Here is a 24827-nt window from a genome sequence, read left to right on the forward strand (position 1 = left end):
CCCATGGGATCTCTAGGAATAGTCACACCGCAGGCGATGCACTTCGCCGAGCCGCTGCGCCTGCAAAGCGGCGCGCAGCTCAGCAACTACACGCTGATGTATGAAACCTATGGCACGCTCAACGCCGACAGGTCCAATGCGGTGCTGGTCTGCCACGCCCTGAATGCATCGCACCACGTCGCCGGCCAGTATGACACGCCCAAGAGCGCTGGCTGGTGGGACAATATGGTCGGCCCGGGCAAGCCCGTGGACACCGACCGCTTCTTCGTCATCGGTGTGAACAACCTGGGCTCGTGCTTCGGCTCGACCGGCCCGATGCATGTCAATGCCGCTACCGGCAAGCCGTATGGCGCGAGCTTTCCGCTGGTGACCGTGGAAGACTGGGTGACCGCGCAGGCACTGTTGGCCGACCGCCTCGGCATCGACCGCTTTGCTGCCGTGATGGGCGGCTCGCTGGGCGGCATGCAGGCCCTGTCGTGGAGCATCAAGTTCCCGGAGCGCCTGCGCCACTGCATCGTGATCGCGTCCACGCCGAAGCTGTCGGCCCAGAACATCGCCTTCAATGACGTCGCTCGCCAGGCGATCCTGACCGACCCCGATTACCACGGCGGCGACTTTTATGAACATGGCGTGGTGCCGAAGAATGGCCTGAAAGTGGCGCGCATGATCGGCCACATCACGTATCTGTCGAACGACGACATGGCCGAGAAGTTCGGGCGCAAGCTGCGCAACGCCGCCGAGACGAATGACTACAACTTCGACTTTGGCGTGGACTTCGAGATCGAATCGTACCTGCGCTACCAGGGCGACAAGTTCTCGGAATACTTCGATGCCAATACCTACCTGTTGATCACGAAGGCGCTCGACTACTTCGATCCGGCGCGTGAGTACGATGGCAATCTTGAAAAGGCGCTCGTCGGCACCAAAGCGCAGTTCTTGATCGCGTCGTTTACGACCGACTGGCGCTTCTCGCCCGAGCGCAGCCGCGAGATCGTCGAAGCCCTGATCAGCAACCGGCGCCGCGTGACCTACGCCGAAATCGACGCACCGCACGGCCACGATGCCTTCCTGCTCGACGATGCGCGCTACATGAACGTGGTGCGCGCGTATTACAACCGCATCGCCCTCGAACTGGCGCCAGGCGCCGTGACCACCGCCACGGAGGCCGCATGAATTTCGCCGACCTCAATACGCTGCGGCCCGACCTGGCCTTCATCGCGCACTGGGTGGGCGAGCGCGCCCACGTACTCGACGTCGGCTGCGGCGACGGCGCCATGCTGCGCTACCTCGAATCCGGCAAGCGCTGCTCAGGCTACGGCATCGAGATCGCCGACGACAAGGTCCTGGAAAGCACCGCGCGCGGGATCAACGTGATCCAGCACGATATGGAAAAGGGCCTGGGCCTCTTTGGCGACAACACGTTCGACACCGTGCTGTGTCTGAACTCGCTGCAGATGATGCAGCATGTCGAAGGCCTGCTCCGTGACATCGTGCGCGTCGGCCACGAGGCGATCGTCTCGTTCCCGAACTTCGCGCACTGGCCGCACCGCCTGGCGCTGCTGCGCGGGCGCATGCCGGTTTCGCGCGCGCTGCCGTACCAGTGGTACGACACGCCGAACGTGCGCTGCGCCACGATCTACGATTTCCAGGAACTGGCGGTGGAGTGCGGCCTGGAAGTGCTGGAATGCGTGGCGCTGGCCGACGGCAAGGTGGTCAAGTTCCTGCCGAACCTGCGCGGCAGCATGGCGGTCTTCCGCCTGCGTAAAAAAGCGCCGCCGGCAGTGTAAGGCGGGGCAGGTTGCGACTTATGTGCGTTGGCGGCTTGAGCTGGGCCGGTACATACGGCATGATCACGTCGATTCTGCGCGGGCGCTGCCCATTTATAACCAATTTTACGAGGCCGGCTGCCAACAACAGCCTGCCGGAGCCATGATGATGAAACTGAAACAACTCGCCGTTTGTCTGACCCTGTTTGCCGCGACCGGCCTGGCCACGGCGCAGGACGCCGGCGTCGTCGTCCAGGATGGCATCGAGGTCAAGCCACTGTCGCGCATGCGCGTGCTGGCGCCCGAAGAGCAGGTCAACGAAGCGGCGCGCCTGCAGTACACCGAGATGATGAGCCAGGCCAAGGAGAAAGGCTTGCTGGCGCCGACCAGCGACCCGCAGCTCAAGCGCCTGCGCACGATCGCCCAGCGCATCATTCCGTTTACGCCGCGCTGGAATCCGGTGGCCAGCAAGTGGGACTGGCAGGTCAACCTGATCCAGGCCGACGAGGTCAACGCGTTCTGCATGCCGGGTGGCCGCATCGGCTTCTACACCGGCATCCTCACCAAGCTGCAACTGACCGACGACGAAGCCGCGGCCATCATGGGCCACGAGATCGCGCACGCACTGCGTGAACACGGGCGCGAGCGCCTGGCCAAGTCCAACGTCACCGCGCTAGGCGCGCGTGTCGGCGGCGCGCTGTTGTCGGGCATCTTCGGCGTCGATCCCAACCTGACCGCCACGGCGGCCAATGGCCTGGGCAGCATGCTGGTGCTGAAATTCTCGCGCGACGAAGAGCGCGAAGCCGACCTGGTGGGCCTGGATATCTCGTCGCGCGCCGGTTACGATCCGCGCGCCGGCATCGCCCTGTGGCGCAAGATGGCCACGCTGAACCAGAGCGCGCCGATGGAAATCCTGTCGACCCACCCGGGCGGCGACACCCGCATCAAGGACATGGAAGCGCACATGAACGTGCTGCTGCCGCTGTATGCGCGTGCCAAGAAGACGACGGTCGCCAAGCTGCCGGCCTACAAGAGCACTGCGCTGAATTGAGGCGTTGATGGGCAGTAGCGCCAGGGGCCGCCAGGCCGAAGCCAATGCACTTGTCCCGCTGCCCGTGCGTGACGGCGTCGCGCCCAGCTATCTGTGGCTGACCGAGACGCGCGCCGGCGGCATGCTGCGCTTTTTGTGCGAGCGCTTTCCCGACGTGCCGATGCAATCCTGGGCAGCGCGGCTGGAACGGGGCGAGGTCGTCGATGCCAAGGGCGCGCGGGTGGCGTTCGACACGCCGGTGCGCCAGGGCATGCGCATCTGGTACTACCGCGAGCTCGACGTGCCCGAGGTGCCCATCCCGTTCCAGGAGGCGGTGCTGTTCCAGGATGACCACATCCTGGTCGCCGACAAGCCCCATTTTTTACCAACGATTCCGAGCGGGCGCTTCTTGAGGGAGACGCTGCTGGTGCGCCTGAAGCGCACGCATGACTTGCCGCACCTGGTGCCCATCCACCGGCTCGATCGTGAGACGGCGGGCGTGGTGATCTTCTCGCACAATCCTGACTCGCGCGGCGCCTACCAGTCGATGTTCCAGAAGCGGGTGGTCACCAAGACCTATGAAGCGATCGCGCCACTACTCGAGGGGCGTACGCTGCCGTTCACATACCGCAGCCGCATGCAGGATGCGGCGCAGTTTTTTCTCAGCGAAGAAGTGGCGGGCGAACCCAATTCGGAAACCCTGATCGAATTGATCGAGCAGCGCGGCGCGCTGGCACGGTACCGGCTGCATCCGCACACGGGGCGCAAGCATCAGCTGCGCCTGCACCTGGCGTCGCTCGGTGCACCGATTGTCGGCGACAGTTTCTATCCGGTGGCGCGGCCCTGTGGCAGCGACGATTTCAGCGCGCCGCTGCAGTTGCTGGCGCGCGCCATCGCATTCGACGATCCGCTCACGCGCCAGCCGCGCAGCTTTGCCAGCCGCTTCGACCTGCGCTGGCCCGCTTGATTACAGGTCGTAGTCGATGATGAGCGGGGCGTGGTCCGAGAACTTCACGTCCTTGTAGACCGAGACGGTTTTGGCGCGCGCCGCGATGCCGGGCGTGGCGACGTGATAGTCGATGCGCCAGCCGACGTTCTTCGCGTAGGCCTGGCCGCGGTTGCTCCACCAGGTGTACTGGTCCGGCCGCGCATCCAGGCCGCGGTGCACGTCGACCATCCCCAGCTCGTCGAAGATGCGCGTCATCCACGCCCGTTCTTCGGGCAGGAAGCCTGAGTTCTTCAGGTTACCCTTCCAGTTCTTCAGGTCGATCTCCTTGTGCGCGATGTTCCAGTCGCCGCAGATGACGACTTCGCGGCCCTCGGCCTGCAGTTCCTGCAGATGCGGCAGGAAGACTTCCATGAAGCGGAACTTGGCCAGCTGGCGCTCGGGTGACGAAGAGCCGGACGGGCAGTAGACCGAGATGACGGTCAGGTTGCCGAAGTCGCAGCGCGTGTAGCGGCCTTCGGCATCGAACTCCAGGCACCCGAAACCGATGCGGTGCTGGTCCGGTTCGGTGCGGCTGTAGACACCGGTGCCCGAGTAGCCCTTTTTCTCGGCGTAGTGGAAGCGCCCGTGGTAGCCGTGCGGACGCAGGAAATCTTCGGTCATGTCAGCTTCCTGGGCCTTGAGCTCCTGGACGCAGATGTAGTCGGCGTCCTGCGTGGCCAGCCAGTCAAAAAAGCCCTTCTTGTGGGCGGAGCGGATACCGTTGAGGTTTGCGGAAATGATTCTTGGCATGGAGATGTTCAAGCAGGTGAAAGAGGGCAGAGCGCACCATGGGGCACGTCGTCAGCCGGCAAGTGTAGCGTGTTTTGATGCTACCCGTCATGCCTTGAGGTTGTTGCTTTATGGGGACTGGCGGTGATAAATGGCAACGATCTGTTACACTGGCGGTCCCCTGCGCGTCGACGGCACGCCGCATTTTCCCTTCTTCCCGATCCCATGAACATTGACAAACCGCTCCCTGCGGACGTCGTCGCTATTCCCGTGCGCGAGCACGATGACGCCACGGCCGCCGAACTCTACGATTTCGTGGAGAACGCCGTCGAAGGGCTGCACCGCGTCGGCCCCGACGGCACCATCCTGTGGGCCAACCGCGCCGAATTGCAGATGCTCGGCTATGGCTGGGAAGACTACGTCGGGCGGCATATCGCCGACTTTCACGAAGACCCGGCCACGATCGATTTCATCCTGCGCACGCTGCTGGCGGGCGAGGCGCTGTACGACCAGCCCGCACGCCTGCGCTGCAAGGATGGCTCGATCAGGCACGTGCTGATCCACTCGAACGGGCATTTCGTTGACGGCCAGCTGCGCTACACGCGCTGCTTCACGCGCGACGCGTCCGAACGCCATGAGCGCGACCAGGCGCTGGCGCAGCGCGACGCCATGCTGATGGCCGCGCCGGTCGCTGCGGCGCTGTTGATGGGGCCCGAGTTGCGCTTCCGGCTGGTGAACAACCGCTACCGCGACCTGATCGACACCAGCAGCATGCTAGGCCAGACCTTCGACGAAGCGTTCCCGCATCTGGGCGGTGCCGGCGTCGCCGAGGCGGTCGCCCGCGTCTACGCCAGCGGCGTGTCATACCAGGCCGAGGAGCTGTCAATCACGCGCCTGGATGCAGATGGTCAACCGGTCGAACGCTTCTTCAAGTTCAGCCTGGAGCCGTTGCTGGACCTGGACGGCCGGCCGGAAGGCGTGATCGTGGTGGCGGTCGACGTGACCGAGCACGTGCGCAACCGGCTGGCGATCGAGCACGCCGCCCGCGAGCGCGAGCAGCTGCTGGTCGACCTGGGCGCGGCCAGCCAGGCCAAGGATGAATTCCTGGCGATGCTGGGCCACGAGCTGCGCAATCCGCTCTCGCCGATCGTCACCGCGCTGCAACTGATGCGCATGCGGGGCGACGGCACGTACGGCCGCGAGGGCGAGATCATCCAGCGCCAGGTCGACCATCTGGTGCGGCTGGTGGACGACCTGCTCGACGTCTCGCGCGTCACGCGCGGCAAGATCGAACTGAAGGTCGAACAGGTGGAGATGGCGCAGGTGACGGGCCGCGCGCTCGAGATGGCGAGCCTGCTGGTGGAGCAGCGCCGGCATCGTCTCGAGGTCGATGTCGAGCCGGGCCTGGTGTGGGAAGGCGATCCGGCGCGGCTGGTGCAGGTGGTGTCGAATCTCTTGACCAATGCCGCGCGCTACACCGAACCGGGCGGCCGGATCTGGCTGCGCGCACGGCGCGACGGCGCGGACGTGGTCGAAATCAGCGTGCGCGACACGGGCATCGGCCTGGCGTCGGCGATGCACGAGCAGGTGTTCGAGCTGTTCTTCCAGGGCAAACGCAGCATCGACCGCGCCGAGGGCGGGCTCGGAATCGGGCTGGCGCTGGTCAGGAACATCGTCGGACTGCATGGCGGCACAGTCGAAGCGCGCAGCGAAGGGCGGGGCCTGGGCAGCGAGTTCGTCGTGCGTCTGCCGCTGCACGGCGTAGCGGGGCTGTCCGCACCGGTGGCCATCGCGGCCGCACCAGCCACTGACAGCGCGCCGCAGCGGGTGCTGGTGGTGGACGACAATGCCGACGGCGCCAATACGCTGGCACGCCTGCTGACGGCGCACGGGCACACGGTCGAGGTGTATCACGATCCGGTGGCGGCGCTGGCGGCGATTGAACGCTTCCGGCCCGACGTCGCACTGCTCGACATCGGCCTGCCGGTGCTCGACGGCTACCAGCTTGCTGCGCGCATCCACGCGCTGCCGGCAGGGCGCCTGTGCCGGCTGGTCGCGCTGACCGGATACGGCCAGGCCACGGACCGCGCGCGCAGCCAAGCCAGCGGCTTCGCGGCGCACATGGTCAAGCCGATCAGCGGTGCCGAAGCACTACGGGTCGTCGCCGGCAGCGCCGTGAGCGATTAAAATAGCCGCTTTCGACATCCAGGGAGAAGTACATGACTGATCTGCGCCAGCAATTCATCGGGTTTTCGGTCGAGGCCGAAGTATTGAAGTTCGGCCAATTCACGACCAAGGCCGGGCGCCTGTCGCCATACTTCTTCAACGCCGGCCTGTTCCACGACGGCGCCACGCTGGGCAAGCTCGCCCAGTTTTACGCGCAGACGCTGCTCGACTCGGGCGTCGAATTCGACATGCTGTTCGGCCCGGCCTACAAGGGCATCACGCTGGCCTCCGCCACGGCAGTGGCCCTGGCCGCGAAAGGGCGCGACACATCGTACGCGTACAACCGCAAGGAAGCGAAGGACCACGGCGAAGGCGGCACCATCGTGGGCGCCAAGCTGCAGGGCAAGGTCGTGATCATCGACGACGTGATCAGCGCCGGCACCTCGGTGCGCGAATCGGTCGCCATGATCCGCGCCGCCGGCGCCGAGCCAGCCGCTGTGTTGATCGCACTGGACCGCATGGAGCGCTCGGGCGCCGACGACGCACTCTCCGAGCAGTCAGCAGTCCAGGAAGTCTCGCGCGAATTCAACATCCCGGTGATCTCGATCGCCAACCTCGCCGACCTCTTCACCTACCTCGACACCCACACCGCCGACCCGCGCCTGTCGCAACACAAAGACGCCGTCTCCGCCTACCGCACCCGCTACGGCATCCAAAAGCAATAGCCCAACAATTAGGGTCAGAGTCGAATTGTCGGGCAATTGCTCGCGCTCGCCCGATAAGTGGGGACATAGTGGCAAGGCTGGGCAATTAGTGCGGGTAAAAATGAATCAGGGTCAGCGTCGGATTGCTGGCAATTGTGGGCAATTGCTCAATAATTCGACTCTGACCCTAATTGAGGAGGAAGGATTAGCTGGTCAGCTTTTTCTTCAGCAGTTCGGTCACTTGCGCTGGGTTGGCTTTGCCTTTGGAGGCTTTCATGGCCTGGCCGATCAGGGCGTTGATCGCGGCTTCTTTGCCGGCGCGGTATTGTTCGACGGATTTGGCGTTGGCGGCCAGGACCTCGTCGACGATCGCTGCCAGTGCGCCCGTATCCGAGATCTGCTTTAGCCCCTTTTGGTCGATGACCGTGTCGGCCAATCCCTCGTCGTCCGATTTTGCGTCCCACATTGCGGCGAAGACTTCTTTTGCGGCCTTGTTCGAGATCGTGCCGTCGGCGATGCGCTTGAGCAGCAGCGCCAGTTGCGCGGCGCTCACTGGCGAGGCTTGCAGCTCGACGCCTTCGCGGTTCAGTGTCGACGACACGTCGCCCATCATCCAGTTGGCGGCCGACTTTGCGTTTTCTTTCCCGGCTTTTGCCACCACCGCTTCGTAGTACGTCGCCATCGTCTGCGACGACGTGAGCACCAGGCTGTCGTATTCCGGCAGGCCGTATTCGCCCGTGAAGCGTGCGCGCATGGCGCCTGGCAGCTCCGGCATCTCCGCTTTCACGCGCTCGATCCAGTCCTGGCCGATCGCCAGCGGCGGCAGGTCAGGGTCGGGGAAGTAGCGGTAATCCTGCGCGTCTTCTTTCGTGCGCATCGAGCGCGTTTCCTTGCGGTCCGGGTCCCACAGGCGCGTGGCCTGGATGACCTTGCCGCCGTCTTCGATCAGTTCGATCTGGCGCCGCACTTCGTAGTGGATCGCTTCTTCCATGAAGCGGAACGAGTTCAGGTTCTTGATTTCGCAGCGCGTGCCGAATTCCTGCTGGCCGACCGGACGCACCGAGACGTTGACGTCGCAGCGGAACGAACCCTCTTGCATATTGCCGTCGCAAACACCCAACCACATCACCAGCGAGTGCATCGCCTTGGCGTACGCCACCGCTTCGGCGGCGCTGCGCATTTCAGGTTCGGACACGATTTCCAGCAGCGGCGTGCCGGCGCGATTCAGGTCGATCCCGCTCATGCCCGCATAGTCTTCGTGCAGCGACTTGCCGGCGTCTTCCTCGAGGTGGGCGCGGGTCAGGTTGACCGTCTTCATTTCGAGCTTGCCGTCTTTTTCGTAGGCGAAGGACAGCGTGCCGCCCTGGACCACCGGATCGGCGAACTGGCTGATCTGGTAACCCTTCGGCAGGTCGGGATAAAAGTAGTTCTTGCGCGCGAAGACCGACTCCGGCGCGATGGTGCCGCCGACCGCCAGGCCGAAACGGATCGCGCGTTCGACCGCGCCGCGGTTCAGCACCGGCAGCACGCCTGGCAGTGCCAGGTCGACCGGGCTGGCCTGCGTGTTCGGCTCGGCGCCGAAACGGATCGCGCTGCCGCTGAAGATTTTCGATTGGGTCGTGAGCTGCACGTGGTTCTCAAGACCGATGACGACTTCCCATTGCATAGTGTTCTCTCTTTGTTCTGTGTCGGCGCGAATCAAACGCCGTCCGGCGTGCGCGTATGCCAATCGGTCGCGAGCTGGTACTGGTGCGCGATGTTGAGCAGCTTGGCTTCGGCGAAGTAGTTGCCGATGATTTGCAGGCCGACCGGCCGCTTGCCGTTCTTCTCGCCGGCGCCGAAGCCGCACGGGATCGACATGCCGGGCAGGCCCGCCAGGCTGGTCGAGAGCGTGTAGATGTCGGCCAGGTAGTTCGCCACCGGATCGTTCGACTTGGCGCCCAGATCCCACGCCACGGTCGGCGCGACCGGGCCCATGATCACGTCGCACTTGTCGGCAAATGCAGCCTGGAAGTCGTCGGCGATCAGGCGCCGGATCTTCTGCGCCTGCACGTAGTAGGCGTCGTAGTAGCCGTGGCACAGCACATAGGTGCCCACCAGGATGCGGCGCTTGACCTCGGTGCCGAAACCTTCGGCGCGGGTTTTGCGGTACATGTCCTGCAGATCCTTGTACTCGCTGGCGCGGTGGCCGTAGCGCACACCGTCAAAGCGCGACAGGTTCGACGAGGCTTCTGCCGGCGCGATGATGTAATAGGTCGGGATCGACAGCGCGGTCTTCGGCAGCGAGATGTCCACCAGCGTCGCGCCCAGTTTCACGAACTGTTCGAGCGCCGCGCGCACGGCGGCTTCGACGTCGCTCGCCAGGCCTTCGCCGAAATACTCGGCCGGCACGCCGATGCGCAGCCCGGTCAGCGGGTGCTCCAGCGCGCGCGTGTAGTCTTCCGCGACGTTGCCCTGGTCGACCGTCAGGCTGGTCGAATCGCGCTCGTCGAAGCCGATCATTTCATTGAGCAGCAGCGCGCAGTCCTCCGCGCTCTGGGCGATCGGGCCGCCCTGATCGAGCGACGAAGCAAACGCGATCATGCCGAAGCGCGATACGCGCCCGTAGGTCGGCTTGATGCCGGTGACGCCGCAGAACGCGGCCGGCTGGCGGATCGAGCCGCCAGTATCGGTGGCGGTGGCCGCCGGCGCCAGGCGCGCAGCGATCGCCGCCGCCGAGCCGCCCGACGAGCCGCCTGGCACTGCCGTCATGTCCCATGGATTCTTCACTGCGCCGTAGGCCGAGTTTTCGTTGGCCGAGCCCATCGCGAATTCATCGAGATTCACCTTGCCCAGCGTGACCATGCCGGCATTGCGGAAGCGCTCGACCACGGTCGCATCGAACGGGCTGACGTAACCCTCGAGCATCTTCGAGCCGGCCGTCGTGCGCCAGTCGCGCGTGACGAAAATATCCTTGTGTGCGATCGGCACGCCGGTCAGCGGGCCGGCCGTGCCGGCGGCGAAGCGCACGTCGGCCTCGGCGGCCTGGGCCAGCGAGCGCGCGTGGTCCACGTGCAGGAAGGCGTTGTGTTCGCTGGCGTCGATGCGGCCGAGGTAGTGGCGCGTCAGTTCGGTGCTCGAGATCTGCTTCGAGTGCAGGAGCGTGGACAGCTCCTTGAGGGTCTTGTTATGCATGTGCGTGTCGATTCTAAAAGCGGATTCGTGAGCGATTCAAAAGCCGGGATTACTCGATGACCTTCGGCACCAGATACAGGCCGTCCTGCGCTTTCGGGGCCGGCGCCTGGTAATCGTCGCGGTGGTTCTGTTCGGTCACCACGTCGTCGCGCAGGCGCAGCGGCAGGGCAAGGATCGCCGACAGTGGCTGCGCCAGTGGCGCCACGCCGGTGGTGTCGACCGCCTGCATCTGCTCGGCCAGCGCGAAAATGCCGTTCAGCTCGGTCAGGGCGATCTCGGCGTCGGCCTCGTTCATCTCGAGCTGGGCCAGGTTGGCAATGCGTTTTACGTCAGATAGGGTCAGGGACATGGCAAGGTGGCGCGGCCAAGGCTGCGCAGAATGTGATTAGGCGAATAAAGAATGTTAGCAAGTTGTCAGCGAACAGCATTTTAAAGTTGATAAAACCCTTCAAATATCGCGCAAACCGCTTGCAATTCGGTGGGGAAATCCACCTGTATTGGGCATGTAAACGACAAATTATAAGGTAGAATGGCGGGCTAATGCGTTGTCGTGCCGAAAGCTATGGCTCCCGCGCAATGAAAGTCCGCGGTGCCCTCGGTTGGCAGGTGCGGCACAGAATCCCCGATCAATGTTTAGGCGCACATTGATGCGCATCAGGACACCCATGTTTGGTTTTTTACGCAGCTATTTCTCGAACGACCTCGCCATTGACCTCGGTACCGCCAATACGCTGATTTACGTGCGTGGCCTGGGTATCGTGCTGGACGAGCCGTCGGTCGTCGCGATCCGCCAGCAGGGCGGGCCAAATGGCAAGAAGACGATCCAGGCGGTCGGCAAGGAAGCCAAGCAGATGCTGGGCAAGGTACCCGGCAATATCGAGGCGATCCGCCCGATGAAGGATGGCGTGATCGCCGACTTCACCGTCACCGAACAGATGCTCAAGCAGTTCATCCGCATGGTGCACGAGTCCAAATTCTTCCGCCCGTCGCCACGCATCATCATCTGCGTGCCATGCGGTTCGACCCAGGTCGAGCGCCGCGCGATCCGTGAATCGGCCCTTGGCGCCGGCGCCTCGCAGGTGTACCTGATCGAAGAGCCAATGGCCGCGGCCATCGGCGCCGGCCTGCCGGTGTCGGAAGCAACCGGCTCGATGGTCGTCGACATCGGCGGCGGCACCACCGAGGTGGGCATCATCTCGCTGGGCGGCATGGTCTACAAGGGCTCCGTGCGCGTGGGTGGCGACAAGTTCGACGAAGCCATCGTCAACTACATCCGCCGTAACTACGGCATGCTGATCGGCGAACAGACCGCTGAAGCAATCAAGAAGGCAATCGGCTCGGCGTTCCCGGGTTCGGAAGTCAAGGAGATGGAAGTCAAGGGCCGTAACCTGTCTGAAGGCATCCCGCGCTCGTTTACCATTTCGAGCAACGAGATCCTCGAAGCGCTGACCGACCCGCTGAACCAGATCGTCTCGGCCGTCAAGAACGCGCTGGAACAGGCCCCGCCAGAGCTGGGCGCCGACATCGCCGAAAAGGGCATGATGCTCACCGGCGGCGGCGCGCTGCTGCGCGACCTGGATCGCCTGCTGATGGAAGAAACCGGCCTGCCGGTGCTGGTGGCCGAAGACCCGCTGACCTGCGTGGTGCGCGGCTCGGGCATGGCGCTGGAACGGATGGACAAACTCGGTTCCATCTTCTCGTACGAATAAGCCGCACGTGGTCTTCCAGGACGGGCAGGGCGTGCAGTCACAAGCTGCGCGCATCTGCCCGTCTTGATATGAACTCCCGCGTTACCACCACCAGAGCTCATGGAATATAGTCCTCCGCCGCTGTTCAAACAAGGCGCGCCCGCGCGTGTCAAGGTGACGGTGTTCGCGCTGATCGCGATCGTTCTGCTGGTGGTCGACGCCCGCATGGGGCTTCTTGCCGGCGTGCGTACGGTCGCCGCGACCGTGCTGTACCCGATGCAGATGGCCGCCATGCTGCCGCGCGATGCAGTGGGCAATATGGGCGTCTATTTCTCGTCGGTCTCCACGCTGCAAAAACAGGTCCAGGCGCTGAAGAACCAGGAGCTGGCCCAGGCCCGCCTGCTGCAGCAGGCGCAGTTCCAGATGGCCGAGAACATCCATCTGCGGCGCCTGATGGACGGCAAGCAGCAACTGCCCGTGCAATCGCAGATGGCCGAAATCCTGTACGACGCGCGCGATCCGTCGACGCGCCGCATCGTCATCAACCGCGGCTCGCGCGACGACGTCACGCCGGGCCTGCCGGTGATCGACCATGCCGGCGTGGTGGGGCAAGTCACGCGCGTGTTCCCGTTCACGTCCGAAGTGACGCTCCTGACCGACAAGGACCAGGCCATTCCCGTCCAGGTACTGCGCAGCGGCTTGCGCAGCATCGTCTACGGCCGCGGTCATTCCGGTCAGCTCGATCTGCGCTTCGTGGCCCAGGATGCCGACATCCAGGTCGGCGACGTGCTGGTCACGTCGGGCCTGGACGGCATGTACCCGGCCGGCCTGGCCGTGGCGCGCGTGACGCAGGTCGAAAAGGCGACCGGATCGTTCGGCCGCGTCGTTGGCCTGCCGCTGGCCGGTATCGACCGCAACCGCCAGGTGCTCGTGATCATGTCGAACCACGCCTTGCCGGCGCGCCCGCCGCAGGAAACGCCGCCAACCGGCAACCGCCGCAAGCTGCCGGCGATGGCGCCGGTGCCGACGCCGCCGTTGCCCGCGTCGCCGTTGCCGGCGGCTGGCGCACCGGCGGCCGTGCAGGCGCCGATCGTACCGGGCGCTGCGTCAGGTCCTGTGCCAGGCACTGCGCCAGGCACTGCGCCAGGTACTGCGACAAGTACTGCGCCAACGACGACGCTGGCCACGCCCGTGCCGGCTGCAGCGACGCGCGCCGCCACTGCGCCTGCCGCACGGGCGCAGCCTGCACCGACGCAGCCTGCACCGACCCCAACCCGATAAGCGACCATGCCAGGTAACCGCCCGCATTACATCCTGCTGCCCGTCAGCCCGCTGTTCATCACGTTCAGCCTGGTGTGCGCCTTCATGCTCAACCTGATGCCGTGGGGCCGCTGGCTCGGCGCGCCCGACTTTGTCGCGCTGGTGCTGGTCTTCTGGGGCATCCACCAGCCGCGCAAGGTCGGCATCGGCGTCGCCTTCTGCATGGGCCTTCTGATGGACGTGCACGATGCGAGCCTCCTGGGCGAGAACGCGCTGGCCTATACGCTGCTGTCGTACTTCGCCATCATGATCCACCGCCGCGTGCTGTGGTTCCCGACGCTTACCCAGGCCATGCACGTGTTCCCGCTGCTCCTGATGGCGCAGGCAATCCAGCTGATCGTGCATTTCATCGTCTCCGGGCGCTTTCCGGGCCTGCTGCAGTTCATCGAGAGCGTGGTGGCGGTAATTTTGTGGCCCGTGATCACCTGGCTGCTGCTGGCGCCCCAGCGCCGCGCGGTCGACCGCGACCACACCCGTCCGATCTGACGACCTGAATCGACCTGAATCGACCCATAAGCGCATGACCGAATTCAAAGACAGCGATCGCGAGATCCACCAGTTCCGGATGCGCCTGACGGTGCTGATCGCCCTGGTCTTCATTTGCTTTGGCCTCCTGGTCGCGCGCGTCGTGTGGCTGCAGGTGCTGCACCACGACCAGTACGCGGCCCAGGCCGAGGACAACCGCATCGCACTGGTACCGATCGTGCCCAACCGCGGCCTGATCGTCGACCGCAATGGCGTGGTCCTGGCGCGTAACTATTCGGCCTACACGCTCGAACTGACGCCATCGAAGCTGCAGGCGAACATGGAATCGGTCATCGACGAACTGGCCAAGCTGGTGCAGATCGAGCCGCGCGACCGGCGCCGCTTCAAGCGCTTGCTCGAAGAGTCGCGCAGCTTTGCCAGCGTCCCGCTGCGCACGCGCCTGACCGATGACGAAGTGGCGCGCTTTACCGCGCAGCGCTTCCGTTTTCCCGGCGTTGAAGTGCAGGCGCGCCTGTTTCGCCAGTATCCGATGGGCGAGGTGGCCTCGCACGTGATCGGCTACATCGGCCGCATCAACCAGAAGGAAGCCGACGCGCTGGAAGAGGGCGACGACGCCGCCAACTACAACGGCACCGACCACATGGGCAAGGAAGGCGTCGAGAAGCGCTACGAGCGCCAGCTGCACGGCCAGACCGGCTACGAGCAGGTCGAGCGCTCCGCTGGCGGGCGCGCCATCCGCACGCTGCGCCGTACGGCGCCCACGCCGGGCAGCAACCTGATCCTGTCGATCGACATCGAACTGCAGAAGATCGCCGAAGAAGCGTTCGGTGACCAGCGCGGCGCCCTGGTGGCGATCGAGCCGGCCACCGGCGACGTGCTGGCGTACGTGTCGCGCCCCGGATTCGATCCGAACCTGTTTGTCGACGGCATCGACTCACAGAGCTGGAACGAACTCAATACCTCGCTCGACAAACCGCTGATGAACCGGCCGCTGTCGGGCACCTATCCGCCTGGCTCGACCTTCAAGCCGTTCATGTCGCTGGCAGCGCTCGAGATGGGGTTCCGCCGCCCGCAGGATGCGATCCGCGATCCCGGTTTCTTCATGCTGGGCGGGCACCGCTTCAACGATGACAAGCCGGGCGGCCACGGCATCGTCAATATGTATCACTCGATCGCCCACTCGTGCGACACCTATTACTATCAGCTGTCCAACGAGATGGGCATCGATAACATTTCGAAGTTCATGCGCGAATTCGGCTTTGGCCAGCCGACCGGGATCGACCTCGATTACGAAAAGACCGGCGTGCTGCCCTCGAAAGAGTGGAAGGCCGAGCGCTTCAAGCGCAACCCGGCGGCCCAGAAGTGGGTCGGCGGCGACACCATTTCGGTCTCGATTGGCCAGGGCTTCAACAACTACACGATGCTGCAGCTGGCGCATGCCACCGCCATCCTGGCCAATAACGGCGTAGTGATGAAGCCGCACCTGGTCAAGATGATCGAGGACGGCGCCACCCGCGAGCGCACGCTGACCGTGCCGAAGGAAACCCGGCGCCTGGCCATGAAGCCCGAGCACATCGCCTTCATCAAGGATGCGATGGCGGGCGTGATCCGCGAAGGCACCGGCCAGAAAGCCTTTGCCGGCGCCCTGTACACCGCTGGCGGCAAGACCGGTACCGCCCAGGTGATTGGCCTGCGCGGCAAGAAATACAATGCCAACGCGATCGATGAACGTCACCGCGACAATGCGCTGTTTACCGTGTTTGCGCCGGCCGAGCAGCCACGTATCGCGCTGGCGATGGTCGTTGAAAACGCCGGCTTTGGCGGCGCCGTGGCCGCGCCGATCGCGCGCAAGGTGCTCGATTACGCCATCCTGGGCAAGCGCCCGGCGCCGCCGGCCGAACCCAAAAAGGCCGAGCGTCCCGTCACCGTCAAGAAAATCGCACCAGCGCCAGCGCCGACGCCAGCGCCCGTGACCGCACCGCTCCAGACGGCCAGCGCACCCGCCGTCACCCGAACCGAGTAAATCATGGCCCATATCCCAGAACGGCGTTCGCTGCGGCGGCGCCTGCGCCCCTATTTCACGGTGTTCGACCTGCCGCTCACGCTGATCCTCGCGGTCCTGGTCACGATCAGCATGATCACCATGTCGTCGGCCGGCGCCGACTTCCCGGACCGGGTCGAGCACCAGATCCGTAACTTCCTGCTGTCGTTTGCCGTGATGTGGATCGCCGCGAACATCGCGCCGCAAACGCTGATGCGCCTGGCCGTGCCGATCTACACCATCGGCGTGGCGCTGCTGGTCGCAGTGGCCATGTTTGGCCTGATCAAGAAGGGCGCGCGGCGCTGGCTGCACATCGGCGTGATCGACATCCAGCCGTCCGAGATCATGAAGATCGGCGTGCCCCTGATGCTGGCCTGGTATTTTCAGACCAGGGCCCAGGTCGCGGGCTGGAAGAATTACCTGGCCGCCGGGGCGCTCCTGATGATTCCGGTGGCGTTCATCATGAAGCAGCCCGACCTTGGCACGTCGCTGCTGGTGGCGTCATCGGGGTTGTACGTGATCTTCCTGGCCGGCCTGTCGTGGAAGGCCATCGCCGCCGTGTCGGTACTGGGGCTGGCCAGCCTGCCGGTGGGCTGGTCGATGATGCACGATTACCAGCGCGAGCGGGTGATGACACTGATCGATCCGACCTCCGACCCGCTGGGCAAGGGCTTCCACATCATCCAGTCGATCATTGCGATCGGCTCCGGTGGCGTGAGCGGCAAGGGCTATATGAAGGGCACGCAGGGTTACCTGGAATTCGTGCCCGAGCGGACCACCGACTTCGTGTTCTCGGTGTATTCGGAAGAATTCGGCCTGATCGGCAACCTGTTCCTGCTGTTCGTGTACCTGCTCCTGATCGGGCGCGGCCTGATGATCGCGGCCAATGCGGCCAATACCTTCGGGCGCCTGCTGGCCGGGTCGATCTCGATGATTTTCTTTACCTATGCCTTTGTCAACATGGGCATGGTGGCGGGCATTCTGCCCGTGGTCGGGGTGCCGCTGCCCTTCATGAGCTATGGCGGCACTGCCTTTATCACACTCGGCCTTGGCGCCGGCATATTGATGAGTATTCAAAGACACCGTAAACTGGTGAAGACTTAACTAGCAGGAGGACTGCCAATGGGCGTTCGCAAAAACATCCCGGCGGTCGTAGCGGTTGCCTTTCTTGTCACGGCGTGCAGCAGTACCGGTGAACACAAACGCCTGTCGCCATTTCCATGGCCGCACAAGCCCACCGCCAAGCATGGCCCCGCGCCCAAGCTGCCCGCCGCCAATTCTGGGCGGGGCGGTTACTACAAGGACGACGGCCCGGGCGAGAATCCACCTGATGGCCTGCTCGAGACGCCCGACGCGGTCGTCGTGGCCGAACCATTCAACAAGTTCACCAGCCGTCCCTATACGGTGCTGGGCAAGACCTACACGCCGCTGGGCAACGATGAACGGTGGACCCAGCGCGGCATCAGCACGTGGTATGGCAAGAAGTTCCACGGTCAGCGCACGGCCTCCGGTGAGCTGTACGACATGTACAAGATGACGGGTGCGCACCCGACGCTGCCGATTCCGTCGTACGTGCGCGTGACGAGCCTGGAAAGCGGCCAGTCGGTGGTGGTGCGCATCAACGATCGCGGCCCGTTCCATTCCACGCGCATCATCGACGTGTCGTACACGGCCGCGCTGAAACTGGGCCTGCTCGGCAACGGCAGCCACGAGGTCGAGATCGAGCGCCTGTTCCCGGGCGATCCGATCGTCAATCCGGCGCAGATTGCCGCCGCGCGGCGTGAAGCGACATCGCAGGCGCAATCGGCGCCGCCCGAGATTGCCGCGCTGATGCTCGAAGACCGGGTGCAGTCCGACAGCGGCGCTGTCGTGCGCCTGGTGGAGCCGGCGACACCAGCAGCGCAAGAGGCGCCGGCGCCGCGCGCCACGACGGGCGACTACTACATCCAGCTTGGCGCGTATGGCCGCACCGGTACCGCCGAAGCGATCAGCGACCAGATCGCGCGCGCCGGCGTGGACGTGGGCACGCTCGAAGTGGTGAAGGTGGGGGCATTCAATCGCCTGTACGGCGGGCCGTATCCGACCCGTGCCGAGGCGACCGAGGCGATGGACGCGCTGCCGGCTTCGCTGGGGTTGAAGCCGATCGTCGTGCGGCGCTGACGCCTCGCCAGTCTTTCTGAAACGGCGTTATGCCGCCACGCGCTTGCTGCGGCGACGCACGGCGCCCAGACCGGCCAGACCGGCGAGCGCCAGCAGGATGCTCGATGGCTCCGGCACTTCGGCGGACGCCACAACCTTTGTGTAATCCAGCAGCAGTTGCGAATTGGTCAGAATCAGGTCACCCGCGACTTGCAGGTTCACCGTCAGCTGGTCGCTGCGCAGCAGTTCGTCGATGATCGACTGGTTCGAGATGATGCCGCTGATGGTGAAGGCGCCGGTGTAGTCGCGGGTGACGGTCGTGGTGTCGGTCCAGCTCTTCGTGTAGAAGTCGTAGCACTGGTAGTAGGAGCAGCCCGTGCCTTCGTACTTGACCTGAAGCGGGCTCGATGTGGTCGTGCTCGACTCAAGCAATGACGTGCTGCCCGTACCCAGAGCAACGCCGCCGATCGACAGGGCGGCGCTTTCCTGCTGGCCCATGCGATCTACCGTCGCGTAATTGGTCAGATAGCGTGCATAGCTGATCGACGTGTGGGGCATCCAGCCCGTCATGTTGCTACCAGTGGAGACTGGCGCCGACGTCGTGAACATATCGGTGCCATCGTCGCGGAACGAGAACGAGAAAGTCAGGCTGTTGACCGTGTAGTCGGCCGGCAGGAACGATTTGCCACTGAACACGGCGCTGTAATTGTTGTTTGCCATGTCGCTCGAGGCAAATGCGCCCGTCATCGCGATTGGCGTGGCCAGGGCCGAAGCGGAGATGGTGCAGAGTGCGGTCAGCAGAGCGGTCGTGATCAGTTTTTTCATGGCAAACCCCTAGTTTTGAATTTAAGAAACGATAATTTGTGTATAGCAATACTTATGCCAGCACAGCAACCTATTGATTGTAAACAATCTTATTTTCTTAAAAGAATTTAGTGTAAAGAAATTCGACAGGTTTGAGCGTCCGCGCAACACGTGGGGACGAAAAAAAGCGCACCCGCAGGTGCGCCGTCGTTGATCTTGAAACAGGATCAGCTGCAGCGGGTGACTTCAACACCGTTGTAGTTATCGGCAATACCAGTCAGACGATCGCGCTCGGCAGCGTCGATCTGGCGATACTGGTAGCCGGCGCGCGTCACTTGCGGTCCGCGCGGCAGAATGCGCACGCCGCGTACGCCCTGACGCTGCAGGTCGGCCACGAGCTTTTGCGCCGCGCCGTCCGATTTGAACACACCCAGCGAAATCGCATAGCGCAGCGGCGACGTGTCGTTCTGCATGATGAAGAAATTGGTCACGCCCCGTTCCCTGAGCTCGGCGACACGGCGCTGGGCGCCTTCGCGGCCCCCGTTCGGTGGCAGATAGACCAGGCGGCTCGTCACTTCCTGGTACGGCATCTCGATGCGCGACTGGCGCGGCGTGAGGCCAAGCCGTGCGACACGGGCCTCGAAGCGGCGCGCATCGGCCGTGCTGAAGGGGCCGGCCTGGACACAGGCGACCAGATCCCGCGCAACTGGCACTGGCACCGGCGCTGGCTCGGGCATGGGCGCAGCCACCTCGGCTTGCGGCTGCGGTGCAGCGCTCGCCGCTGCCTGCCTGGCCTGCGTTGGCGTAAGCTGCTGCATGCGTTCGGGCGCGAGCTGGTTCTTCAGGCGTGCCGGCTCGCGCGCCGCATCACCCGGCTGGCCGAGCAGGCCCTGCCCATACGCTAGCAAGACCCCGTTGGCGCCCAGCAGCGCCCAGAACACGAATTTCAGCACCGCATATCTCCCGTCGAGCCGGTGACTGCTGCATGCAGGCCGACCAGTACGATGTTATCGACCACCTGGTGCACAACCTTGAGGGCCGGCGCGATATGGGGCCCGGCGCCACCCGAGACGATGCAGAAGGCGCCGCCGAGGCCCGCCACCGCGCGCTCGATCGCGCCCGCCTGCGCCGAGAGCAGGCCGGCCAGGATCGCATCGTGCGTGTTGTCGCCAAACAGCGGCGGCAGTGCGCCGGCATCGACCTGCGGCAGTTGCGCCGTGTTGCGCGCCAGGCTCGCGGCCATCAGGGCCAGGCCGGGCAGGATCATGCCGCCGATGAAGTGGCCGTCGGCGCGCACCGCGTCGACCGTGGTCGCGGTGCCGCAGGTGGCCACGATCAGGTCCTGGCCGGGCGCCAGCGCGCGCGCGCCGATGGCAGCGGCGAAACGGTCGCACCCGAGCTGCGCCGGTTCGCGATAGCCGTTGGTAACGCCAGCGCGCTGCGGCGTGGACGCGAACCACTCGACCTGCGCCCTTGTCGGCAGCAGGGCCGCGATGCGTTCGGCCAGCACGGGCCCCGCCACGTTCGAGACCAGCACGCGCGTGGCGCCGGCCCAGTCGGACGCCAATGCATCCAGCCCGGCATGCGCTACCGCGCCAGTGGCCGACCAGGTGCCAGGCGCCGCGCCGTCGGCTGCCAGCGCCCACTTGACGCGGGTATTGCCGGCATCGATCAGCAGCATCATGCTTTCACTCGCAGCGAGACGTCGCCGGCCATCACGGTGATGCGGCCCTCGGCCGTATCGAGCAGCAGGCGCCCGCTATCGTCGACACCGGCCGCGCGGCCTTCGTGCCGTACGACGCCGCCGTCGAGCAGGATGACGGTCTCGCCCTGCCACGCATGGAGCAGGTTCCAGCGCGCGCTGAAGGCGGCAAACCCGCGCGCGGTAAATTCGCGCAGGCAGTCGGCCAGGCCGTCGAGCAGCGCCGCCAGCAACGCGTCGCGGTCCATGCGCGCCAGCCATGGCATGCCGGCCGCGCTGCGGCCCAGCTGCGCTTCCATTTCATCCGGCATCAACAGGTTCAGGCCAATGCCGATCACGGTCCAGGTGCCGCCGCCAGGGGCGGACTGGGTTTCGATCAGGATGCCGGCCAGTTTGTCGCCATCCTTGAGCACATCGTTCGGCCACTTCAGCTGCACCTGCTGGCCCAGCGTGCCAAGCGTGTCGGCCAGCGCCACGCCCACCGCCAGCGGCAGCCCAAGCAGCGCCTGCGGCCCGCCGTCGAAGCGCCAGGCCAGCGAAAACGTCAGCGAGCCTTCGGGCGACGACAGCCAGCTGCGCCCGGCGCGCCCGCGGCCGGCGCTTTGATGTTCGGCGATCAGCAGCAGCGGGGCGGCAAGTGTGCCGGCGCGCGCGAGCAGATCGGCATTGGTCGACCCGGTCTGCGCGACGACTTCAACCGCGACGCCTGCGCGCGACAGGGCGGCAATGGCGGCGGCGTTCATGGCTGCTCCCGGCGCTTCTTGGTCGGCGCGCGCGCAAAGAGACGGTCGAACAAGGCGTTGGGCATCAAGCGCAGCAGCTTGGCGACGACGCCCATCTGCCACGGGAGCACGCGGTAACTGTCGCCGCGCGCGATCGCCGCGACAGCCCGCGTGGCGAAGCGTTCGGGGGGCATCAAAAAGGGCATGGGGAAGCGGTTGGCACGGGTCATGGGGGTATCGATGTAGCCGGGCGCGATGGTCACCACGCGAATGTTCGACGGCCGCAGTTCCACGCGCAGCGCTTCGCAATAGCTGTGCAGCGCGGCCTTGCTGGCGCAGTAGGCGCCGGCACCGCGCATGCCGCGAATGCCGGCCACGCTGCCGATGCCGACCAGACGGCACGGCGTCGACTGGGTTTTCATGGCGGCGATGAACGGTGCGAACGTCGCCACCGTGGCATTCATATTGGTGGCGAAGACGGCGTCGAACACGCTCAGGTCGTCGGCCTGCTCGGTCAGCGTGCCCTGCGAAATGCCGGCGCAGGCGATGACGATGTCGGCGCCACCGTTCACGGCGATGAAGTCTTGTGCGGCACCGGCGAGGGCCGCGCGATCAAGCACGTCGACTGCATACACCTGGTGGCGCGAGGAATGGGGGAGCGATTGCCGCAGTTGGTCGAGCGCGTCGCGCCGCCGGCCGAGCAGGCCCAGCACAGCGCCACGCGCGGCATATTCGCGCGCCAGCGCGGCGCCGATGCCGCTCGAGGCGCCGGTGATGAAGACGCGCTGGCCCGGCAGCGACATGCCGGATCAGCGCTGGTTGCGCACGATGGCGACGTCGATGCCGCTGTCGAGCAGCTTGGCACGCGCGCGGTTGACGCCTTCGACCTGCGTGAACGGGCCGACGCGCACGCGGTGCAGCACGCCGCTGTCGGTGCTGCGGTCGGTGATCGCAGCTTCGAAGCCCAGCAGCGCCAATTTGGCGCGGGTGTTTTCAGCGTCCGACATTTCACGGAACGCGCCCGCTTGCAGGTAATAGATGTAGCCGTCGGTGACGGCGGCAGCCGCCGGCGCAGCAACCGTATTGACGGGCGCCGGCGAAGGTGCCGGCGTCGGGACGCGGCGCGGCGCCTGCATGCCGGCGATCGCAGCGCCCAGTGGATCGGCATCTGCGGGCGCTGCTGCCGGTGCGGCGGGTGCTGCGGGCGCTGCCGGTGCGGCAGCCGGTGCACTTGGCGCTGGCTTGGGCGTCTCGCGCACTGGCGTGCGGGTGCCGTACAGCGGCTTGTTCGGATCGTTGGCCTGGCTCGGCTCGAGGTCGGCCGGGCGGCCCATCTTGTTGGAGCGGTCGGTGAAGGGCGAGGCGCCCTTGGTGATCACGAGGGCGACCGCCACTGCGATGCCCAACCCGATGATCAGGCCGATGATGATGCCCGTCAGGGTGCTGCCGCGCTGGCGGAGGGGCGAGAAGGATCGAATGGCGGTCATGACGCTTTCTGGTTGGGCAGTGGGATGCAGTGATTACATTTTGTCCGGCGCCGACACGCCGATCAGCGCGAGGCCGTTGCGCAGCACCTGGCGCGTGGCCGCGGCCAGCGCGAGGCGGGCCAGCTTGAGCGGCTCGTCGTCGTCCAGCAGCCACTTGTGCGCGAAGTAGTAGCTGTGCAGGTCGCCGGCCAGTTCGCGCAGGTAGAACGCCACCTGGTGCGGGCCCAGTTCGGCCAAGGCGCGCTCGAGCACTTCAGGGTACGACGCCAGCTTGGCCAGCAGTTCGAATTCCTTCGGCGAGGTGAGCGGCGACAAATCGACGCTGGCGAGCGAAGCGACATCGCCGCCCCAGTTGGCCAGCGCCGAGCAGATGCGCGCGTGGGCGTACTGGACGTAGTACACCGGGTTCTCGTCGCTCGTCTCGAGCGCGACGTTCACATCGAACACGAACTCGGTGTCGGCCTTGCGTGAGATGAGGAAGAAGCGCACTGCGTCGCGGCCACGCGTGACGTCGCCCGCGCCCGACCAGTCGATCAGGTCGCGCACGGTGACGTACGAGCCGGCGCGTTTGGAAATCTTGACCTCTTCGCCGTCCTTCATCACGGTGACCATCTTGTGCAGCACGTAGTCGGGATAGCCTTGCGGGATGCCGATGTCGACCGCCTGCAGGCCGGCGCGCACGCGCGCGATCGTGCCGTGGTGGTCACTGCCCTGGATATTGATCGCCTGGTCGAAGCCGCGGCGGAATTTCTGGATGTGGTACGCCACGTCCGGCACGAAGTACGTATAGGTGCCGTCGGACTTGCGCATCACGCGGTCCTTGTCGTCGCCGTAGTCGGTGGTCTTGAGCCACAGCGCGCCGCCGTCTTCGTAGGTCTTGCCCGAGTCGACCAGCGTCTTGACGGCGGTGTCGACCTTGCCGTCGGCGTACAGCGACGATTCGAGGTAGTAGTTGTCGAACTTGACGCCGAAGGCCTGCAGATCCTGGTCCTGCTCGTTGCGCAGGTAGGTCACGGCGAAGCGGCGGATCGATTCGAGATCGTCAACGTCGCCGCTGGCGGTGGCCGGTTCGCCATCGCTGGCCGAGACGGTTTTTTTGGCCAAAAAGTCGGCAGCGATTTCGGCGATGTAGTCGCCGTTGTAGGCCGATTCGGGCCATTCGGCGTCGCCCGGCTTGAGGCCGCGCGCGCGCGCCTGCACCGAGTTGGCCAGCGTGGCAATCTGCACGCCCGCATCGTTGTAATAGAACTCGCGCGTGACGTCATGGCCCTGCGACAGGAACAGCGACGCCATCGCATCGCCCAGCGCGGCCTGGCGGCCGTGACCGACGTGCAGCGGGCCGGTCGGGTTGGCCGAGACGAATTCGATGATCACGTGGTGGCCGGCGCCGCTGGTGCTGCTACCGAATGCCGCGCCCTGTTCGAGCACGCTGCGCGCGACCGATTGCTTGGCGCTGGCGGCCACGCGCAGGTTGATGAAGCCGGGGCCGGCGATGTCGGCCGCGTCGATCAGCCCCTGCGCGCCAGGTTCGGCCAGCAGTGCGGCGACCAGGCGCGTGGCCAGTTCGCGCGGGTTGGTCTTGAGTGGCTTGGCCAGCTGCATCGCGATATTGCAGGCGATGTCGCCGTGCGATGGATCGCGCGGCCGTTCGAGCACCACGTTCGGGGTGAGATCGGTACCGGCGACGATCGGCGCGAGGGCGGCCTGGAACAGGGCAACGATTTGTTGTTTTTGTTGGGCGAGCATGGGAATGGTCGAAAATGTAATGAGGCGGCGCCTGGAGGTCAGGCAAACAGTGCACATTATACTAGCTTGACGGGCCGCTTTGGCGGGCTGCGGCGCCAGCGGCCGGCGTGTCACCCACTATCAGGATAACCACAG

The 24827-nt window shown here is 65.2% G+C and carries 23 protein-coding genes; 12 read left to right on the top strand and 11 right to left on the bottom strand.

All coding sequences use genetic code 11. From position 1 onward, the window contains the following. Positions 1–3 precede the first annotated feature (3 nt). The 4 genes from metX (at position 4) to ACZ0AJ_RS00295 (ending at position 3763) form a co-directional block, all read left to right on the top strand. On the top strand, positions 4–1173 hold the full coding sequence (metX, locus tag ACZ0AJ_RS00280; RefSeq protein ID WP_499453133.1) for a homoserine O-succinyltransferase MetX: 1170 nt from the start codon (positions 4–6) through the stop codon (positions 1171–1173). Further along, positions 1170–1787 carry a methionine biosynthesis protein MetW gene (metW, locus tag ACZ0AJ_RS00285; RefSeq protein ID WP_183556659.1) on the top strand — a complete coding sequence of 206 codons (618 nt, stop codon included), beginning with the start codon at positions 1170–1172 and terminating at the stop codon, positions 1785–1787. The genes metX and metW overlap by 4 nt, the downstream gene beginning before the upstream one ends. Positions 1788–1935: 148 nt before the next feature. Then, positions 1936–2817, top strand: coding sequence for a M48 family metalloprotease (locus ACZ0AJ_RS00290; protein ID WP_308638629.1), 882 nt, complete (start codon positions 1936–1938; stop codon positions 2815–2817). A gap of 7 nt (positions 2818–2824) precedes the next feature. Beyond that, positions 2825–3763 (top strand): pseudouridine synthase, encoded by a 939-nt coding sequence (locus tag ACZ0AJ_RS00295; RefSeq protein WP_499453136.1) that lies wholly within the window; start codon positions 2825–2827, stop codon positions 3761–3763. Here ACZ0AJ_RS00295 and ACZ0AJ_RS00300 read toward each other — a convergent pair whose 3' ends face one another. Beyond that, a complete protein-coding gene (locus tag ACZ0AJ_RS00300; protein WP_183556665.1) occupies positions 3764–4534 on the bottom strand; it encodes an exodeoxyribonuclease III in 771 nt (256 codons plus the stop codon). Between the two features lie 204 nt (positions 4535–4738). Here ACZ0AJ_RS00300 and ACZ0AJ_RS00305 point away from each other — a divergent pair, with 204 nt between their 5' ends. Together ACZ0AJ_RS00305 and pyrE are read left to right on the top strand one after the other, a co-directional pair. Next, positions 4739–6700: a hybrid sensor histidine kinase/response regulator gene (locus tag ACZ0AJ_RS00305; protein ID WP_499453139.1), complete on the top strand. Its 1962-nt coding sequence runs from the start codon at positions 4739–4741 to the stop codon at positions 6698–6700. A 32-nt stretch (positions 6701–6732) separates the two neighbouring features. Beyond that, positions 6733–7404, top strand: a complete 672-nt coding sequence (gene pyrE, locus ACZ0AJ_RS00310) for an orotate phosphoribosyltransferase (protein ID WP_183556670.1) — start codon at positions 6733–6735, stop codon at positions 7402–7404. A gap of 184 nt (positions 7405–7588) precedes the next feature. On the opposite strand, the gene gatB is transcribed toward pyrE, so the two are convergent. Genes gatB through gatC form a run of 3 tightly spaced genes read right to left on the bottom strand, consistent with a single transcriptional unit; the run spans position 7589 to position 10906 of the window. Beyond that, positions 7589–9049, bottom strand: a complete 1461-nt coding sequence (gatB, locus tag ACZ0AJ_RS00315; RefSeq protein WP_499453141.1) for an Asp-tRNA(Asn)/Glu-tRNA(Gln) amidotransferase subunit GatB — start codon at positions 9047–9049, stop codon at positions 7589–7591. A gap of 32 nt (positions 9050–9081) precedes the next feature. After that, entirely contained in the window at positions 9082–10557 is a 1476-nt protein-coding gene (gatA, locus tag ACZ0AJ_RS00320) for an Asp-tRNA(Asn)/Glu-tRNA(Gln) amidotransferase subunit GatA (protein WP_499453143.1), read from the bottom strand. A 49-nt stretch (positions 10558–10606) separates the two neighbouring features. Next, complete coding sequence (gene gatC, locus ACZ0AJ_RS00325; protein ID WP_183556676.1) at positions 10607–10906, bottom strand: Asp-tRNA(Asn)/Glu-tRNA(Gln) amidotransferase subunit GatC; 300 nt, start codon at positions 10904–10906, stop codon at positions 10607–10609. A 316-nt stretch (positions 10907–11222) separates the two neighbouring features. Here gatC and ACZ0AJ_RS00330 point away from each other — a divergent pair, with 316 nt between their 5' ends. From ACZ0AJ_RS00330 to ACZ0AJ_RS00355, 6 genes are all read left to right on the top strand, one after another. Continuing rightward, on the top strand, positions 11223–12266 hold the full coding sequence (locus ACZ0AJ_RS00330) for a rod shape-determining protein (protein WP_183556678.1): 1044 nt from the start codon (positions 11223–11225) through the stop codon (positions 12264–12266). A 99-nt stretch (positions 12267–12365) separates the two neighbouring features. Beyond that, the gene (mreC, locus tag ACZ0AJ_RS00335; RefSeq protein WP_499453145.1) at positions 12366–13526 is read left to right on the top strand and encodes a rod shape-determining protein MreC; all 1161 of its coding nucleotides are present in this window, start codon (positions 12366–12368) and stop codon (positions 13524–13526) included. 6 nt (positions 13527–13532) lie between these two features. After that, positions 13533–14051 carry a rod shape-determining protein MreD gene (gene mreD, locus ACZ0AJ_RS00340; protein ID WP_183556682.1) on the top strand — a complete coding sequence of 173 codons (519 nt, stop codon included), beginning with the start codon at positions 13533–13535 and terminating at the stop codon, positions 14049–14051. Between the two features lie 34 nt (positions 14052–14085). Continuing rightward, positions 14086–16074 (top strand): penicillin-binding protein 2, encoded by a 1989-nt coding sequence (gene mrdA / locus ACZ0AJ_RS00345; RefSeq protein WP_499453147.1) that lies wholly within the window; start codon positions 14086–14088, stop codon positions 16072–16074. Positions 16075–16077: 3 nt separating this feature from the next. Beyond that, positions 16078–17196, top strand: a complete 1119-nt coding sequence (rodA, locus tag ACZ0AJ_RS00350) for a rod shape-determining protein RodA (protein ID WP_183556686.1) — start codon at positions 16078–16080, stop codon at positions 17194–17196. Positions 17197–17214: 18 nt separating this feature from the next. Then, a complete protein-coding gene (locus ACZ0AJ_RS00355; RefSeq protein ID WP_499453149.1) occupies positions 17215–18252 on the top strand; it encodes a septal ring lytic transglycosylase RlpA family protein in 1038 nt (345 codons plus the stop codon). Between the two features lie 27 nt (positions 18253–18279). On the opposite strand, the gene ACZ0AJ_RS00360 is transcribed toward ACZ0AJ_RS00355, so the two are convergent. From ACZ0AJ_RS00360 to argS, 7 genes are all read right to left on the bottom strand, one after another. Continuing rightward, the gene (locus ACZ0AJ_RS00360) at positions 18280–19056 is read right to left on the bottom strand and encodes a PEP-CTERM sorting domain-containing protein (protein ID WP_499453151.1); all 777 of its coding nucleotides are present in this window, start codon (positions 19054–19056) and stop codon (positions 18280–18282) included. A 206-nt stretch (positions 19057–19262) separates the two neighbouring features. After that, positions 19263–19988, bottom strand: coding sequence for an SPOR domain-containing protein (locus ACZ0AJ_RS00365; RefSeq protein ID WP_499453152.1), 726 nt, complete (start codon positions 19986–19988; stop codon positions 19263–19265). Continuing rightward, on the bottom strand, positions 19982–20719 hold the full coding sequence (locus ACZ0AJ_RS00370) for a type III pantothenate kinase (RefSeq protein WP_499453154.1): 738 nt from the start codon (positions 20717–20719) through the stop codon (positions 19982–19984). Before ACZ0AJ_RS00370 ends, ACZ0AJ_RS00365 begins: the two co-directional genes overlap by 7 nt. After that, the gene (locus ACZ0AJ_RS00375; protein WP_499453156.1) at positions 20716–21480 is read right to left on the bottom strand and encodes a biotin--[acetyl-CoA-carboxylase] ligase; all 765 of its coding nucleotides are present in this window, start codon (positions 21478–21480) and stop codon (positions 20716–20718) included. The genes ACZ0AJ_RS00370 and ACZ0AJ_RS00375 overlap by 4 nt, the downstream gene beginning before the upstream one ends. Further along, the gene (locus ACZ0AJ_RS00380) at positions 21477–22262 is read right to left on the bottom strand and encodes an SDR family oxidoreductase (RefSeq protein WP_499453158.1); all 786 of its coding nucleotides are present in this window, start codon (positions 22260–22262) and stop codon (positions 21477–21479) included. Before ACZ0AJ_RS00380 ends, ACZ0AJ_RS00375 begins: the two co-directional genes overlap by 4 nt. Before the next feature lie 6 nt (positions 22263–22268). Beyond that, entirely contained in the window at positions 22269–22946 is a 678-nt protein-coding gene (locus ACZ0AJ_RS00385) for an SPOR domain-containing protein (protein ID WP_499453159.1), read from the bottom strand. 33 nt (positions 22947–22979) lie between these two features. Then, positions 22980–24692: an arginine--tRNA ligase gene (gene argS, locus ACZ0AJ_RS00390; RefSeq protein WP_499453161.1), complete on the bottom strand. Its 1713-nt coding sequence runs from the start codon at positions 24690–24692 to the stop codon at positions 22980–22982. Positions 24693–24827: the final 135 nt, after the last annotated feature.

This window comes from Telluria sp. AC161 (genome assembly GCF_979258535.1).